Origin of the sequence: Nostoc sp. LPT, from assembly GCF_017115165.1 — a bacterium.
GTDB lineage: Bacteria > Cyanobacteriota > Cyanobacteriia > Cyanobacteriales > Nostocaceae > Nostoc.
In genome coordinates this window covers 22368-39352 of record NZ_JABXKF010000163.1, presented here as the reverse complement: position 1 = coordinate 39352, position 16985 = coordinate 22368, and the positions used below count along the sequence as shown (strand labels likewise).

At 42.5% G+C, this 16985-nt stretch carries 16 protein-coding genes and 1 pseudogene; 10 read left to right on the top strand and 7 right to left on the bottom strand.

Annotated features, from left to right (window positions below):
- Positions 1-216 precede the first annotated feature (216 nt).
- A complete protein-coding gene (locus HWQ58_RS31195; protein WP_292871594.1) occupies positions 217-411 on the top strand; it encodes a hypothetical protein in 195 nt (64 codons plus the stop codon).
- A 218-nt stretch (positions 412-629) separates the two neighbouring features.
- Positions 630-860, top strand: a complete 231-nt coding sequence (locus tag HWQ58_RS31190) for a hypothetical protein (protein ID WP_174709866.1) — start codon at positions 630-632, stop codon at positions 858-860.
- A gap of 167 nt (positions 861-1027) precedes the next feature.
- Here the strand turns inward: HWQ58_RS31190 and HWQ58_RS31185 are convergent, their stop codons facing one another.
- Positions 1028-2281 carry a GTPase gene (locus HWQ58_RS31185; protein ID WP_292871591.1) on the bottom strand — a complete coding sequence of 418 codons (1254 nt, stop codon included), beginning with the start codon at positions 2279-2281 and terminating at the stop codon, positions 1028-1030.
- Between the two features lie 480 nt (positions 2282-2761).
- Between HWQ58_RS31185 and HWQ58_RS31180 the strand changes: the two genes are divergently transcribed.
- The 5 genes and pseudogenes from HWQ58_RS31180 (at position 2762) to HWQ58_RS31160 (ending at position 8914) form a co-directional block, all read left to right on the top strand.
- Positions 2762-5506, top strand: a complete 2745-nt coding sequence (locus HWQ58_RS31180) for a TonB-dependent siderophore receptor (RefSeq protein WP_292871589.1) — start codon at positions 2762-2764, stop codon at positions 5504-5506.
- Positions 5507-5574: 68 nt separating this feature from the next.
- Positions 5575-6316, top strand: a pseudogene (locus tag HWQ58_RS31175) (alpha/beta hydrolase).
- A 295-nt stretch (positions 6317-6611) separates the two neighbouring features.
- Entirely contained in the window at positions 6612-6818 is a 207-nt protein-coding gene (locus tag HWQ58_RS31170; protein WP_292871587.1) for a hypothetical protein, read from the top strand.
- 39 nt (positions 6819-6857) lie between these two features.
- A complete protein-coding gene (locus HWQ58_RS31165) occupies positions 6858-7877 on the top strand; it encodes an iron ABC transporter permease (protein WP_292871585.1) in 1020 nt (339 codons plus the stop codon).
- Positions 7874-8914, top strand: a complete 1041-nt coding sequence (locus tag HWQ58_RS31160; protein ID WP_292871583.1) for an iron ABC transporter permease — start codon at positions 7874-7876, stop codon at positions 8912-8914. The genes HWQ58_RS31165 and HWQ58_RS31160 overlap by 4 nt, the downstream gene beginning before the upstream one ends.
- Positions 8915-8961: 47 nt before the next feature.
- On the opposite strand, the gene HWQ58_RS31155 is transcribed toward HWQ58_RS31160, so the two are convergent.
- Positions 8962-9165, bottom strand: a complete 204-nt coding sequence (locus HWQ58_RS31155) for a hypothetical protein (RefSeq protein WP_292871581.1) — start codon at positions 9163-9165, stop codon at positions 8962-8964.
- A 73-nt stretch (positions 9166-9238) separates the two neighbouring features.
- Here HWQ58_RS31155 and HWQ58_RS31150 point away from each other — a divergent pair, with 73 nt between their 5' ends.
- A complete protein-coding gene (locus HWQ58_RS31150; protein ID WP_292871579.1) occupies positions 9239-10030 on the top strand; it encodes an ABC transporter ATP-binding protein in 792 nt (263 codons plus the stop codon).
- Between the two features lie 387 nt (positions 10031-10417).
- The gene (locus tag HWQ58_RS31145; RefSeq protein ID WP_292871577.1) at positions 10418-11323 is read left to right on the top strand and encodes an iron-siderophore ABC transporter substrate-binding protein; all 906 of its coding nucleotides are present in this window, start codon (positions 10418-10420) and stop codon (positions 11321-11323) included.
- Between the two features lies 1 nt (position 11324).
- On the opposite strand, the gene HWQ58_RS31140 is transcribed toward HWQ58_RS31145, so the two are convergent.
- The gene (locus HWQ58_RS31140; RefSeq protein WP_292871575.1) at positions 11325-12101 is read right to left on the bottom strand and encodes a transposase; all 777 of its coding nucleotides are present in this window, start codon (positions 12099-12101) and stop codon (positions 11325-11327) included.
- Positions 12102-12116: 15 nt separating this feature from the next.
- Positions 12117-12395: a hypothetical protein gene (locus HWQ58_RS31135; protein ID WP_292871573.1), complete on the bottom strand. Its 279-nt coding sequence runs from the start codon at positions 12393-12395 to the stop codon at positions 12117-12119.
- A gap of 110 nt (positions 12396-12505) precedes the next feature.
- On the opposite strand from HWQ58_RS31135, the gene HWQ58_RS31130 reads away from it, so the two are divergent.
- A complete protein-coding gene (locus tag HWQ58_RS31130) occupies positions 12506-13726 on the top strand; it encodes an acyl-CoA dehydrogenase family protein (protein ID WP_292871571.1) in 1221 nt (406 codons plus the stop codon).
- A 93-nt stretch (positions 13727-13819) separates the two neighbouring features.
- Here the strand turns inward: HWQ58_RS31130 and nifE are convergent, their stop codons facing one another.
- The 3 genes from nifE to HWQ58_RS31115 all read right to left on the bottom strand — a co-directional run bounded on the left by nifE (position 13820) and on the right by HWQ58_RS31115 (position 16985).
- Positions 13820-15211 carry a nitrogenase iron-molybdenum cofactor biosynthesis protein NifE gene (gene nifE / locus HWQ58_RS31125; RefSeq protein WP_292871569.1) on the bottom strand — a complete coding sequence of 464 codons (1392 nt, stop codon included), beginning with the start codon at positions 15209-15211 and terminating at the stop codon, positions 13820-13822.
- A 689-nt stretch (positions 15212-15900) separates the two neighbouring features.
- Positions 15901-16083, bottom strand: a complete 183-nt coding sequence (locus HWQ58_RS31120) for a hypothetical protein (protein ID WP_292871567.1) — start codon at positions 16081-16083, stop codon at positions 15901-15903.
- 26 nt (positions 16084-16109) lie between these two features.
- A complete protein-coding gene (locus HWQ58_RS31115; protein WP_292871565.1) occupies positions 16110-16985 on the bottom strand; it encodes a GUN4 domain-containing protein in 876 nt (291 codons plus the stop codon).

The window sequence follows — 16985 nt, the reverse complement described above, 5'->3', positions numbered from 1 at the left end:
TTTAGCGCACAGAGTTTCTTTTGACCTGGTTTCGGTGACATTGCTGCAAGTCGGGCAAAATGTTCGCAATTGTGTTCTTCCCAGTATTGCCAATTATCTTCTGCAATTTGCAAAACTTCCTGATACTCTGCTTCCACTTCGGCGCGATGTGCATCAATGTAAGATAAAGCAACCGTTTGGGAACGTCAAAGGCTCTTAGTTCCGTTAGGTGGTAATTTGGCTAGGTTCGAGGCGCGAGCATTAGTTTTAACGGCAACTGTTGAGCAATTTCCGACTGTAGAGCTAGCTTTTGCTTGGACACAGGATAGGAATGCTCCTGTGATTTTAGGACACATGAATTTCTTCTTAGCGTTTGATGTATGCTTTTACCGTTCTGAATCAGCGTTTGAAATCAGCCCTAAAAGAGCGTGACTAGAAAACACAGACAAAGCATCCGTTTTTTTATAACGGTTGTTTGAGGATATGAGACATTTTGAAGCGTGCTTTAGTTGCCTTGATTAGTTCCAACTTGCCTAATTGAGAACGATCTCAGGACATCCCAGAAGGGTTGTATTTTGCAACTAAACCAACAGACTGGGAGCAACTATACGATTTATGCTCGACAATGTACTCTTGTACCTTAAAAACCAATGCCAATCGTATTTAATGTAGTAGACGTTGAGGACAAAGAGCATTACCTGAACTATGAAGACATAGAGGAAACAAAGGTAGCTGATGAAGGATTACGCAACGATGATTACCTCGACGCTCAATGCTTTTTCGTCCTCCTCAAAAATGGAGATATACTCCTTCTGGAAATGGCTAGACAAAACCAAGTAAGTAAAAACTTCCTTTACCGCTTACTGATGCCAGGAGAATAGCGTCCTTTAATATCTAGGGCTGCCTAGATGCCTCCAGTTGCTATTCTTAAATCCATCGTGGACACACGAACCTGTTGCGATCGCAGTTGATTAAAAACTGCGATCGCTCCAACGTGTTATTAGACCGTGCTTGTGTCACAGCCATTTTACTACCATCAATGTCTTGCTCACTTGCTTGAGTAAAGTCCTTGATTCTTGATTTTTTGTTTGATCTGCTCAAACAACACATTAATGTCGCTAATTGGTTTGAAGTCTGAACGAATATATTCCAGAAGAGCTTCGCCAACGATTTGAACTCGAAGAACATTGTTATCCCACTCTGAAAAAGTTCCCCAGACGGCAAGCGGAGGCAGTAAAAATGCTGCGGCTGACCAAGCCATTTCAGCACCTGCCGATCGAACGATTGCTTCCTCAACTAAGGTAGAGATATTACTTGCTTGCAGTGTTTGCTCTTCATTCACTCCCATAACCTTACAAATTGCACGATTCATACTGCTCAGAAAATATGGAGTGGTCGTCACTGAGGAAAACGGAATTATTGAACTCCAAGCGCATTTCGTTGCATAGCCACTAATGATTCTTCGTGCGGCAGTTTCACGGATTTCGTAAAGTCGGGAGTTAATCTTACTGCTCATTTTTTCAGCAGGATTGATAATGTTAACAACCAAGCCTAAATCGCCAGCCGTGCCGTACATTCGATCAATCAGCTTTGGATTATCTTGGCGAACGAATGTGTCGAGTTGTGGATCATAAGTTTGGGCTGAACCGAATAGAATGTCACTTTCCGGGTCTTCAACATACCGAGACATCTTCTGAATCACGAGTTGCCGAACTTTCTCGCGATCCTTGGTAGGCATATTTCTCTCCACAGAGTCCCATTTGTTGAAGAAAACAATTGTTGGAGCGTCGAAAAAACTTGCTACACTGTCAAACATCTCTAGTTCAGGTTCAAACGGCTCAGAATCAACAACAAAAATTCGTCCATGACTGCGTTTAATCTCTTGCAAGGCTTGATTGTTGTCAGAACTGGAATACATGAAGCCTGGGCTATCAATAATTCTCCACTTACCGTAGTCGATAATTCCATCAGCCTTTACTTCCGCTCCCATGCCTACATCGACGTTGTAAACATCAGCACCAAGAATGGAGTTTGCTACAGACGATTTACCTGCATTAGTCTTACCAAATAAGACGATTTTGATCTTTCCATCTTTGAGAGTTTCAAATAGATCGATGAGTGCTTTATACTCAGCCTTGACAACCTCTAGTTCTTCTGGCTTAAGCTTATCCTCCAACTCTTTTGTAATTGTTTTCAAAGCATCTCTCAATTGGTCTTGAATCTCAAGAAGTTCCTGAATATTAGCTTCTTGCGGATGAGTCTTTTCCGATGGGGAAATTATTTTTTTGCTATTACTTAGCATAAAGCTTACTCTATGAGGTTAAATGGTAGCGATCCAGCTTTGAGTTACAAACGACAATTCAAGAATTTACCTAATAATATGTAACCCTTGCTACCGTCTCTAATAATTCATAGCCTGTATCTGCTATTTATATTGCCCAAATCTACTCTTATATATCTCCTTTGCAATAAACTGCAATTCTTCTTCTAACTGCGATCGCATTCCAGCAAGCATCTCTAAACTACGTCACAACCACTCAAACCAAGCGGTCTAAAGCTATATCAGAACATTTGTTCTATTACGTTAAGTTCCTCTAAAGTAACGCCACGCTGGGTAAAAACTCAGATGTCAGCATCTTGTTAAGAATCTTTCTTATCATGATAATTATCTGGAAAACAACATAAATGCTTGATTTCCTATTCAATCTTGCTTATACTTCGCAATGTAAGTTTTACTTGCGATGGTAAAGAATATTGGCACAAAGATTGGTAGGAAAGTGGAATGATCAATTATCGGGGTGTGTGCAATGGGTGTTTGCTAAGTTTGGTAGCGAGTGTTTGCGTCGGTTTGGGTTGTAACCTAGTCAAGCAAGAGCTAACTCTTGCACAGTCCCCAGTCAATAAAGAAGCGATGCCTGCGGCGGGCTACGCCTACGCATCGCTAGTCAGAAAAACCTCTGTTCAATCTGCTTTAGTCACCAAGTGGAAAGCGAAGCGGGAGCAAACACCCATATCAGAAGTTCGCCAACTCAATTCTATAGAAGGTCCCCTCAGCGATACATCAGATGTATTGGGGATCAACAAAGTAAAGAACTTTATCGCTCAACTAAGTCAACCCAGAACCGATGTAGTATCAATTACAGATGTGAAGGTGAATACCACTGATAAGGGGATAGAGTTAATTTTAGTTACGGCTAACTCCCAGAAATTGCAGGTTTCACCGAAGACTAAGGGTAACTCCTATATTGTAGATATTGCCAATGCTAAGTTACAGCTTGCTGGTGGGGAGAGTTTCCGACAAGCAAAGCTAGTAGCAGGTATTACTGAGGTAACAGTTGTAAATATCGGTAATAACACCCTGCGATTGACAATTGTGGGAAACCAGGGTGCGCCACAGGTGGAGTTGTTTGATAGTGATACTGAGGGTTTAGTATTTAAGGTAAATACGACAACTTCTCTACGAGAGGCTACGCCAACTACTACACAGCAGCCAACAACTACGCCTGAGGACAACCAAGAGCCAATAGAACTAGTAGTAACTGGTACTCCAGACACTAGGTATCAGGTTCCCGATGCGACTGTGGGGACTCGGACTAATAGGCGGATACAGGACATTCCTCAGTCGATTCAGGTGGTTCCCCGGCAGAGTTGGGAGGATCAAGGAGCCGTTAACACCATTGATGCCTTAAGAAGCGTCGGTGTTAACCAGGCTTTTAATTCGCCGACCAATGGTGATGTTTTTACAATTAGAGGTTTTCAGACGAGCAACATCCTTCGCAACGGTCTTAAGGATTATACTGCAGGAGCTATATCAGGACAAACTCAACTCGCCAACATTGAAAGGTTAGAGGTTCTCAGAGGGCCAGCCTCTGTCCTTTACGGTCAAGGCAATCCGGGTGGCACGATTAACTTTGTCACCAAGCAGCCGCTGAGTGAGCCTTACTTCGCCGCCAGTATGACTTTTGGCAGTTATAGTTTCTATCAACCAACTTTAGATATTTCTGGTCCTCTCAATTCTGACAAAACGCTCCTTTATCGTTTAAATACTTCTTACATCAGCACAGAAAGTTTTATTGACTTTTTTTACAATCAGCGTTGTCTAATTGCACCCGTTCTGAGTTGGCAAATAAGTAAGAATACAAAGCTGACTTTTGAAAGCGAGTTCCGAGATCAGCAACAGTACCCCAGAACGGGGCTACCTGCTTTCGGAACTGTCTTGCCTAACCCAAATGGAGAGATTCCGCTTAGTCTTAACACATTAGATGAAGATGCCAGAAACAACCGTCGTTCCATTCTATTGGGCTATAACTTTGAACATCGCTTTAGTGATAATTGGTCTTTGGTGAATGCTTTTCATGTTAGGTCTATAAGATATAGAACAGATAGTGCCAATTCTGGCTCTCTAAGACTTGATGGTCGGACTCTGAACCGCACACAACAAAACTATATAGGAGCGCCTGGTGTCGATGAAGAGTATGCTCTAGACAACCATGTGGTAGGCAAATTTAAAACTGGTAGTCTTCAGCATGAATTAGTTGCTGGCTTTGATTTGTACAGAGACATTAGTCAGTTCGATCAGACAATGCGGGCTATTGGTACTATAGATGTGTTCAACCCAGTCTATGGTCAGCCGGTCGGTGGTATTGTTTCTAGAATTAATCAAAAAACTAAAAATGATCAGCTCGGCTTTTATGTTCAAGATATAATCACACTTACTAATAACCTTAATTTGGTTCTTGGCGGACGCGGAGATTTTGTCGATAATAAAGTTACCAACTTTTTAAATACAAGTCCCAATCAAAGTCAATCAGACTTTGCATTTAGTCCTCGTGTAGGTCTTATCTATAAACCTATCCAACCCGTCTCACTCTATGCCAGCTACAGTCAATCCTTCTCCCAAAATGTTGGAACCACATTTGGAGGTAGTTTATTTCAACCCAGTACTGGCACTCAATACGAAGTGGGAGTTAAAGCTGATTTCCTTAGCGGCAGGCTATCTTCAACCCTGGCTTTGTATCAACTGACTTTATCCAATGTTTTGACGCCTGATCCTAATCGTCCCACTACAACATTTCAGATCCAAACGGGAGAACAACGCAACCGAGGCATTGAACTCAATGTCACCGGGGAGATATTACCAGGCTGGAATGTGATAGCCTCTTATGCTTACACAGATGGACAGGTGACAAAGGACGAGCGATACATTGGCAATCGACTGGTGAACGTCCCTGAGAATAGCGCGAGTTTGTGGACGACTTACACCTTTGCCAAGGGGAGTTTGCAAGGGTTAGGGTTTGGACTGGGTTTGTTTTATGTCGGCGAACGGCAGGGGGATCTGATCAACTCGTTCAGTGTACCCAGTTATTTACGCCTTGATGCTGCTGTTTACTATCGACTAGATCGCCTTCGCTTCGTGCTTAACCTCAAGAATTTGTCCGATGTTCGGTACTTCACCCCCCGAACTATTAACCTTGTTTATCCTGAAGACCCATTTATTGTGGAGGGAACAGTAAGTTGGGAGTTGTGACAGAGCAATAGTGAAATGACAAGCTTAAAAATTTGATTATTTCCAAATTTTGATGTTTGAGAGTATTTATGTCTAATGATACCGATGTTGTTTGGATCAGTTCTAGTCATGTATTGCAGCGTTTTGATCGACCATTACTACAATACATATCGCAGTATATGAATGTGAATCAGTGGGAATATCACCACGATAAAGATGAAGGTAGTTCCATAGATGAAGCTGTAGATTTGATGTATGAATTCTTAGCACAGTATTCTCATCCTATACATTTAGCAGGTCATGGTGCAGGTGGTGCGATTGCCTTAACTTTTGCTCGTCGCTATCCCCAAAAAGTGTGCTCGCTGGTCTTATTGGCTGTAGCTTCTCAACCTGCTAATACTTGGCATGTCCACTATATATTTGCAAAGGAAATTATTTACTATGAGTTGTGAGCAAGTTTTAACAAGCTGTGTTCGTCATCTCTTTGGTGAGCAACCCCATAATACTAGTAAAATGTTAATGGCTGTGTTATGTAGAGATTTAGAACAATCCTCTCTTTTCAAGTTAATTGAGTTACCTAAAGGCGGGGTTTCTATGCCCCTGATGGTATGTGGGAGCAAAAACGATCCCATTGTTGATTCACCTGCATTAAAAGGCTGGTTAAAAGGGTTTAAGCCTGAAGATAATCTGTGGTAATATCCCAAAGGTTATTATTTTTTTCACTATTTTTATCCTCAAAAAATAGGCGAAAAAATGTTAAGCTTTTGGCAACCATATCATCTACAATCAATGCTAACATCTCAACTAGTTTTTCAAAATTTGACAAATTAACAAGTATTCTTTAAAGACATATATACCCCTTGTTCTTCTTACACAACTAAGACGCGATCGCTCTACCAAAACCTGTGTTTTCTTCACTGTTGTATATGCCTAAGTTCTGGTTTGTTGTGCTGCTTACGCTTCTAATGGTTTCTGTTTACAGTTCCTTTGGTCATCAATTACCGACCCGCAACATAGGCGTTGTTTCCTCAAGTCGAACATCACCTGTAGCTTTCCATGCAGTCCAACATTTAATGGGTCAAACTCTAATTCCTACCCATCCTCAACGAGTCGTTGTTTTAGACCCGTGGATTGTAGAAATACCTCTAGCGTGGTGGGTGTTCCAGATGCGGCTAAAACTCTCCAAGGGATAGGATTAGCCAATAAACACCCTGGTATTGAAGACATTGGTGCGCTTCTTACACCCAACATGGAGAAAATCGTGGCTGTTAACCCAGACTTGATCTTAGGCACGATGCGAAACCGGGAAGCTTACAATTTATTTAAAACTTAGGAAAAACAGAGGTATGAAGTTAACTCTTGTTATAAATCTATGAACACAAATATTTCTCACTCTGAAAAATACTATATCCGCATTTTCAGCTTAGGCATAGGTATCTTAGTGGTATTGTTAGGTATTTTCGCCAGCATTTCTTACGGTGCAGCTGACATTCCCATTGCCAAAATACTTACTGCATTCACTAACTATGATGACTCTAACGAACACATAATTATCCGGTCGATGCGCCTACCGCGAACACTGATTGCAAGTATGGTCGGTGCTAGTTTGGCTATAGCTGGAGCGTTAATGCAAGGACTGACTCAAAATCCCTTAGCCGCACCAGGAATCTTGGGGATCAATGCAGGTGCAGCCTTAGCAGTGGTAACAGTGGTTTTTGGCTTGGGTACATCTTCACCAGCCCTGATTACCCTTGTAGCATTTATCGGAGCCTTAATAGCAGCCTTAACAGTTTACTCCCTTGGTTCTCTTGGACAAGGAGGCTCAACACCATTGAATCTGACTATTGCTGGTGCAGTTATAACTGCATTGCTATCTTCAATTACTACAGGTGTACTGATTTTGAGTGAGCGAACTCTTGAAGAAGTCCGCTTCTGGTTAGCAGGTTCTCTGGCTGGACGAGACTTCAATCTATTCCTGACTGTGCTGCCCTGGATGGTAGTAGGATTATTAACAGCTTTTGCCTTAAGTAGACAAATTAACGCCCTCAGTTTAGGAGAATCGGTAGCCACAGGCTTAGGTCAGCAAACAGGTTGGATCAAGTTGGCAACAGCATCGAGCGTTGTAATATTGGCAGGGAGCGCTGTCGCACTAGCAGGGCCTATAGGCTTTATCGGTCTGGTAGTTCCCCATCTGGCGCGGGGAGTCATGGGTGTTGATTATCGTTGGGTATTGCCTGGTGCAGCTGTGTTTGGTGCAGGTTTACTAGTATGGGCAGATTTAGCAGCCCGTTGGTTAATTAGACCCCAAGAATTTCCTGTTGGCGTGATGACAGCCCTTTTGGGTGCGCCCTTTTTGTTGTATTTAGTGCGTTGGCGGGTGAAGAGAGGATGATAACAATTCAAAATTCAAAATTCAAAATTCAAAATTTAATACTCGGCAACCAGTCTGTAACTAGAGTATTGTTACTACTGCTATTATTCACCCTCGCTGTCTTGGGGATGAGCCTCAGTTTGGGAAATTACCCCGTGCCACCTGTAGATATAGTGAAAGCTGTTCTTGGTTTACCAACTCAAGACCCAGAATCTGGCTTTGTTGTTGTTACCCTGCGTTTACCGAGAGTGTTAATCTCCTGGTTGGTAGGAGTCGGCTTGGCAACTGCGGGTGCAATTTTACAAGGATTGACACGTAATCCTTTAGCTGACCCTGGCATCGTTGGGGTAAATGCAGGTGCAGCCTTAGCGGCGGTGACTTTGATTGTATTATTTCCGACAGTACCCACTATGTATTTGCCCTTTGCTGCCTTTGGTGGTGCTTTTATTGTGGGTTGTCTAATCTACTTGCTAGCTGGCACGGGAGAAAAATCACCTCTGCGTTTAGTTTTAGTGGGAGTTGCACTCGCAGCAATTATGGGAGCTTTCACGACTTTAATGTTGACTTTCGGTCAAATTACCGACGTTACTAGAGCATTAGTCTGGTTGGCGGGTAGTGTTGCTGGTAAAAGTTGGGAGCAAGTCTGGCAACTGCTACCTTGGATAGTTATCTTCGTTCCCTTTGCTTTACTGCTGACGCGAGAACTTGATACTTTGCAACTGGGTGACTTGGTAGCTAAAGGACTCGGTAGCCGAGTCACATGGCAAAGAAGCAAATTATTGTTAGTGAGTGTGGCGCTGGCTGGTTCAAGTGTGGCGATCGCAGGTACAATTGGCTTCGTGGGATTAATGGCTCCCCATTTGGCACGTAGACTTGTGGGGTCAATACATAAAATTTTACTGCCAGTTGCTGCCTTGATCGGAGGATTATTGGTAGCAGCAGCAGATTTTTTGGGTAGGACTTTATTTTCTCCGACAGAATTACCCTGTGGTTTGCTGACTGCTGCCTTGGGAGCGCCTTATTTTATCTATTTACTGTATCAAAGGCGGCAAAGATAAGTAGAAAAGGAGAATCTGATGTCAGAGTATTTTTACCAAGCGCCGGACTAAGTACCCAATATTATTGGTAATATCATCGTAATACGATCTAAATATTTATCCTCAAAGGCGATCGCTAACTTTAAAGAATGACCCATAAGATGCTCTGCTCCGGGATTTTGACTAGCTTGAAAAATCGGATTTTGGTCATTCCCCTGCCAACAATTATTAATTGGATTCAAAAGCGTTCGCAACAAGGCACTAGGCGGCAATGCAATCTGCCAGCATCAGCCGCTTTGCAGCTACGTACTTTCAGACCACTTATTCTTGCAATCAAAAAGTCTTATGGACAACACAGTCCTTGAAACCCAACATCTGAGCCTAGCTTACGATGGCAAACCGATCATATCCGGTCTTAACCTGTTAATTCCCACTGCACAAATTACTGCTCTAGTTGGCCCGAATGGCTGCGGGAAATCTACTCTACTGCGAGGTTTAGCCAGACTACTCAAACCTCATATTGGTACTGTATATCTCAATGGTGCTGATATTTTTCGACAGTCAACGACCAAAGTTGCACAACAACTCGGTATGCTTCCTCAAGGGCCAGTTGCACCAGAAGGATTGACTGTGCGAGATTTGGTAGCACAAGGTCGTTATCCATATCAAAAAAGTTGGCTGCAATCTTGGACAACTGAAGATGAATGTCAAGTCCGCAAAGCACTAACAACTACAGACCTCAACGACTTAGCCCATAGAGCCGTAGATACCCTTTCTGGTGGACAGAAGCAACGTGCTTGGATAGCCATGACTTTAGCGCAAGATACACAAATTTTACTATTAGATGAGCCGACAACTTTCTTAGACTTAGCTCATCAAGTGGAAGTGCTGGAGTTGCTGTGGGATTTGAATCAACTTGAGGGGCGAACAATTGTCATGGTGTTGCATGACCTGAATCAGGCGTGTCGTTATGCTCATAACCTAGTAGCCTTACGCGATGGCGCTGTTATGGCTTATGGAACTCCAGCAGATGTCATGACAGAAGAAATGGTGCAGGAGGTGTTTGGATTAGCTTGTCGAATTGTACCAGACCCAGTAACAGGGACACCTTTGTGTTTACCTTTAGGAAAGAAGTAAACTACCCACCACTGACCTTAGTACAGGTTGAGTGGAGGTTAGAGAAAATCTTGAAACAAACTAAAAGACCATTGGCTGATGCAGCCGCAGTTAACACAACTAGATTTGCATTGTTAACGGCTTTAAAAGAAGCATTCTAATTTATACAAATTTTTGGACTTTGCAAGTTTTTGCAACACAACCTCTTGCACAGCCAATATGCGATCGCTCTAGTATAACCTCTATATTTTTCACTTTGTTAATATGCCTAAGTTCTGCTTTTTTATGCTGCTCACGCTCTTGGTGATTTCTGCTTGCAGTTCCTTTAGTCGTCAATTATCGACCCGTGATCTAGCCATCGCTCCCTCAAGCCAAACATCACCGCCCGTCCACGTAGTTCAACACGCAATGGGTCAGACTCTAGTTCCCGTCCATCCTCAACGAGTTGTCGTCATAGATCCGTGGCTAGTGGAAATACCTCTAGCTCTGGGAGCCAATCTGGTAGGTGCTCCAGGTCTGGCTTCAACTCTCCAGGGGCTAGGGTTAGAGGATAAGCACCCCGGCATTGAAGACATTGGCGCACTTCTGACACCACCGAACATGGAGAAGGTTATAACTCTCAAGCCGGACTTGATCTTGGGCACGACTCGGAACCGGGATACTTACAGTTTATGGTCTCACATTGCACCCACTGTTCTGCTTAAGGTGCAAAGCAATGGAGACTGGAAACAACCGTTTATGCCAGCAGCAAAAGCTCTAGGGAAAACCGAGACAGCAAAACGTTTAATGGACGGTTACAACATACGTTTAGCCGAATTCAAACAAAAGATGGGTTCCCGACTCAAAAAAACTTTAGTTTCCGTCGTGCGCCTGATCCCAGAGACAATTAACCCGTTAACCAAGGGTGCATTCTCTGGAGTGATCATAGAGGATGCTGGTCTAATCCGTCCTCCTTCGCAAAATCTGGATGCTAAAGCAACTCAAAAGAAAGCGGGCAACCTCGTTGGCTACAATATCTCTCCAGAAGTCCTCACCCAGATAGATGGTGATATTCTATTTATAGTACGCTACGGTTTCAAAGACCCTGCACAGTCAACGATAGCTGTCAATAAACTCATGGCTGAACCTCTGTGGTCAAAGCTTAATGTTGTCAGGCAGCGTAAAGTTTATGTAGTTGATGATTTTTATTGGCTTACTGGTAGCTATCTATCAGCTAATCGAGTTATTGATGATTTATTTACTTATATGTTGCACCCACTGAAAGAAACTAACAGTAAGTCAACAACCCCACCGACAAGCGGATGGGGCTTGTGATTCAAGTTCCCATTTCTGGGCAGACCATAATAAGCTGATTGACCGCAGCCCTAAGCTTAAGAAAATCCTCACGAATATTCACCGCCGCGTTGTAATCCGCATGGCACTCGTACCCACACTTCTTACACCGAAATTCAGCCTGAGACGGGCGATTCCCTCGCTCAATATGTCCGCATTGGCTGCATTTGGTCGAAGTGTAACGGGGGTCAACAAACCCTACATTTACGCCTCTGGCTTCGGCTTTGTAGGTGACAAATGCCTGGAACTGAGCAAAGCTCCATCCATGCAATCTGCGACGTTGAGCCTTTCTCATCTTGGCTCTACCACGAATATTGGTGAGGTCTTCAAAAACCAATGTTGCACCACTGCGAATAGACTGAGCCAAACGCTTACTCAGCACATGGTCACAGTCTTTTCTGAAACGTCTCTGTCTGCCCGACAACTTTTTCAAATGTCGTTTGGCAGATTTCGTGCCTTTAGATTGCAGTCTCCGGCGCAACTCAAATGTTCTATCTTCTATCTCCTTCCAATGGTCGGAACCGTACTTACTCCCTCTGCTATCGACGGCAGGAGAAACGATACCCAAATCAACGCCAACAACTTGATTGGTTGCGCCTGTTTCAGGAGCTTCAGCCTCGATCACAATATGCAACCACCATCGCCCTTTGCGGTCTTTGAGCAAGTCTGCACTGGTGTTTTTCCAGTTCAGGTATTGCCGATAGTATTCAGCAATTTCAAAAGGCAGTTTCACCCTTCCATTAACGCCAAGAATCGACATTTCGCAACGGTCAAATCAAATCGTGTAAGACCGCGCATCGTACCGAATCGGACAACGTTTCGAGGTTGGGCAGCTAACGGTTTTACCCTTCTTTTTCAGGCTATACACCGATTTCAAAGCTTCAGTTGCTTTGACACGGGCAGCACAAACCAATTGAGAGGGCAAGCCAGTGATAGCGCGATGGTCATAGTAGGTTGCCTTATGCAGTTCTACGCCATTGGCCAAGTTGTTTTCCCATCCATACTTGCACACGGCATTAAACGACCAAGTGTACTGCTCAATCGTTTGAGACACATATTATTATTCATACTGCATTAAAATAACCTACTTACAAAAATTGCCAGAAATCAACTAGTGCAAGATATAAGATTAGCAACTAAAAACAAGTCAATTACCTCTATTAAATGATATTCAATCTAACTCTCAACAAGCAAACTCTGATTGAGCGGATTAGCCAACTTGCACGTGATAAGTTCGCCTCTCGCGCCGCTGGTTATGACCACAATGCTAGCTTCCCAAGAGAAGATTTTGAAGACCTTTTTCAAGCAGGTCTGAATGCGCCTGTTGTGCCAACTGAATACGGTGGTCTAGGGTTAGGACATGATAGCGATATCTTTACCCTGTGGATGATGACTAAGGAACTGGCAAAAGTGGATTTATCCTTAGCTCGTTGCTGGGAAGGACACGCAAATGCCCAAGTTTTACTAGCGGCTATGGCTAATGAGTCTCAGAAAAAGCGCTGGTTTGAGGGTATTGTCCAGCGTGGCGAGAAATGGGCGGCTTGGAGTGGAGAACCTCAGTCTCAGATTCCAGGTCAAAAAGCCAGCCTTGGCACAAGTGTTCAAGTGGTAGATGAGGGATACATCATTGATGGCACAAAAGTATTCGCCACCAGTGCCCCAGAAGCACAGTGGGCAATTCTCTTGGTCAACACAGCAGGGCCTGGGGGAGCGCGTCATAGCAATGGCTCACCGACATCAGTGTTGTTACTAGCCTGTAACTTATCCGACCCCAGTATTAGCTTTGATGATAGTTGGTGGCAGCCAATTGGGATGAGAGGTACAGTGAGTTACTTAGTTCGCTTTGAACGTACTTTCATCCCTAAAGAAAACTTGATTGGCTATCCAGGACAGTACATTCAACAGGAGTGGCAGACGCGGTTTACACCTCTGTATGGCGCTGCTTTTCTAGGAGCTGCTGAAGGAGCCTATGATTATGCTTTAGCATACATCAACAAACAGGAAAAAGGACATGACCCCTACGTACAACACCGAATTGCTAAGGCAGCAATTAATATAGATACTATGCATTTATGGCTGCGGCAGGTAGCCACTCTTTGGGAAACAGGCCAGGTGTTAGGGGCAAAACAAGCAGGCAATCGCGCCCGTTACATAACTGAACAACTGGCTTGGGAAACGGTAAATGACTGCATACACGCTTGTGGAGCTCGCTCGTTGATTAAACCGAGTCCTGTGGAGCGAATATTGCGAGATTTATCCTTTTATGTATTACACGATAATTGCGATCGCGTTTTGTCTTCAATTGGTCAGGAGATTCTGGGGCAATCCTTCGATCGTGCCTATTTCAACACCCACCCAACTCGCCAAGAAGACTTTACGGAGTAAAAATATTGTAGTATAAAAAGACCTCAAAAAGATTCAGGCAACTTGTGGTAAAAAAGATCGGTCGTGCGATTCTGTCGCTTGACAAATAATTTCTCAAGCGACATCATGGTTGATTTTTTCATCCCAAGGAGCAGGTTTGCTGACTTGCTCCCACACAGGACTATACAAGGCTTTATACAATTCTCGTGCCAGTTCCACCAGTCCCATATAACCAGCGTAGGCATGATGGCGTTCATGGTTAACATCCAAAAAAGGAATTTGTGCTTTGAGTGCTGTATATTTATTGCCAGTCCCAGTAATCAGCACATCAGCTTTTGTATTCTTTAGAACTTGTAGTAATCCTTGCGGTGTTGCTTCGTGTAAAAGAATGCCATCTTGACCAAGATATTGTTTAATTTTGGCTTTTTCCTCTTCTGTAGTCTTTGCATTAGTGGTAGCAATCACTTCCATTCCCAAATCTTTGGCAGCTAAAATAATCGACCAAATTTTTACACCACCAGTAGAAAGAATAATCCGCTTGCCTTTCAACTGGGCACGGTAGGGAGCTAGGGCAATATCTAGGGCTGCGTTTTCTTCTCTTATCAACCATTCTGTACGTTCTTGAAGATATTTATCCCCTAATGTTGCTGCAATATTTCGCAAGCAATGGTTTAAGTTTTCCACACCGAAGAAAGATTCTTCAATATAAGGAATTCCATAAACTTCTTTCATTGTTTGTGCCATTGGCAGCACTACATTTGAGCAAATGACTACATTCAACTTGGCACGATGAGCATAGCAAACTTCTTTATAGCGAGCATCACCCGTAATTTTGGAGAGAACGCGTATACCCAATCTCTTGAATAGTGGTAAAACATTCCACAAATCACCAGCAACGTTGTATTCACCAACAATATTGATATCGAAAGGGGTGGTAAATTCTGGTTCTGCCGTTCCGATTACATATTTCAATAAAGTCTCATTGCCGATGCGATTACCTAAATTTTTACTACCAAGAAATCCAGGCGAATTTACATAGACAACTGGAATATCAATTTGCTGTGCAGCCAGTTTACAGATACTATCGATATCATCACCAATCAAAGCGGTAATACAAGTAGCGTAGACAAAAACAGCCGCAGGATTATAGCGTTGAGCAACATCGAGAATAGCTTTGTACAATTTCTTTTCACCACCAAAAATGATATTATTCTCGCCAAAATCAGTAGTAAAAGCAGTTTGGTATAATTGAGAGCCTGATGAGAGGCTACCATGAGTCGCCCAAGGGTTATGAGTACAAGCAACAGCACCATGTACTAAATGAACAACATCAGTAATAGCTCCGACAGAAACCATCGCTCCATCTAAAGGACAATTTCCTTGATTTGCACCTGGTTGTGGTGATTTTGTGCAAGTTAGTTTTTTCTTGTCACCCAATTTTTTTGGGTTATGTTTGCAAGCTGTTTCGTTGAGTGGTTCGTTGATTGTTAGTTGAGTATTTTTCATGCCTTTCCTCGTACTGAAGATTAATACAAAAGAGTCAAGATTTAGGAGTTAGAAGGCGCGGTGTCGCTTACCAAATTATTTGTTAGCTCTATTTATTAGCCTAAAATCTGCTCTAGGTAAGCAATAGCCGAAATCTTTAATCCGAGTAGCGCGGATCTCAAGAAGTATAGTTTTTGCTACTAACAGCACGAACGCAAAGATGAATAAAAATCATTTTTTGCCTCTATATCGACACTAATTTGGCAAATAAATGGTCATTTAATTTGTCAAGCGACACAATAAAGATTATTCGAGGCTTTGTATTCTTAGAAGAAAAATTCTTTGAGTCTCTTGATTTTAAAATCCTAACAATAACTGTAATTAATAATAGTAAAATTGATAACATTAGCGTGAATCGGCATTGAAATATCAGACATATAACAAGTTATAAATAGACAGTTTTGTCTAGATTAAAACATATGATATATTCTGAGATAAAGAAGATATTTATTAATGAAAACATACAGACTATTCTAACTATAGATGAGTTGAGTATGGATATTTTTAATAGCTTGGTTTCCAGACATCGCTTTTAGAGACTTTGGATACTTCAGTGACTGGTATCAGATGAGTGGAATACTGATTACTTCGTGGAAAGCAGTGCTGTAATAAATGTTTATGAAATTCGGAAACGTCTAGATGTTCCAATTTCAATTTTGGATGCGAGAGAAAAGAATTTTCATCCAGGAGGAGTCGAATTTTAATAAGGGATCGCCCCAAAAAAAGTTCACAGTCCCACCGACGATTTCTCTGGGCCATTCATTTTGTAATGTGAGTAGAAAATCATGACGTTGCTGGGCGGGAATTTTTGTTGGATTCCGCCAATTTTTCATCAGCAGCTCTCTCAGTTCTGGAAAAACTACTCCAACTCTCCTAGTTCTGAAAACAATCGGGAGATGCCCTTCTGGTGCATAAAAGTATCAAAAATTACATCTAAGTACCTGTACCAATTTCCAAAAAACCTCCCTCCGTATCTCCATCTGACGTGATCGCCAAACTTGTATTTGTCTTGACCAAAGCTTTCCCAGATGCGCTTTTGCACACTAAAGCCAAAGTGTTCGTTACTGGATGTTACCCAAAATTGGTCAATAGTGTGTAAGTCTTTGTAGGGAAAGTTTGCTATAGATTTATAATCTAGCCAGCCATCTTTTTCTCTACCAGTTAATTTAAGCATGACAGCTAAAGTTTCTTGATCTGCTTCTTTCCACTTCTGGTCTGCTAGCAAGTCGCGGAGTTTGGAGTAATCTACATTGCGATCGGGAAAATTATTAGAGTCATCTACCTGCCACGGCTGTCCTGTTATAGCTACAATTAGTTTTCTCATTGAAAAGTCAGATTTACGCAAATCAACCGTTTGATAATCAAATAACCACCCTTGCGGTGAATAATAGTACGCACTCTGAATCTCTTGCAATGTTTGTTGGCAGTTTTGTAGTATTACCAATCCTACGCGAAGCTGGGATAGTCCCTTCTCTTTACGCCGAGAGATTTCGTCGTAAATGGTTCTTATTTCATCTTTTTGCCACTCTCCAAATCCTGACGAACCAAGGAATACAGCAATAGCATCCATCTGAATAATATTGTTTGTTATATTTTTCTTCCAATCCTCAAACCCCAGGATATGCTTCTCATCCATCCAAGTTTCAAGTCCTTGTTGGCGTAGATTCTGTTCAATATCTCTTACCTCTAGCTTGTCGTCACTGTTATGACAAATAAACACCTTATATTGGGACAT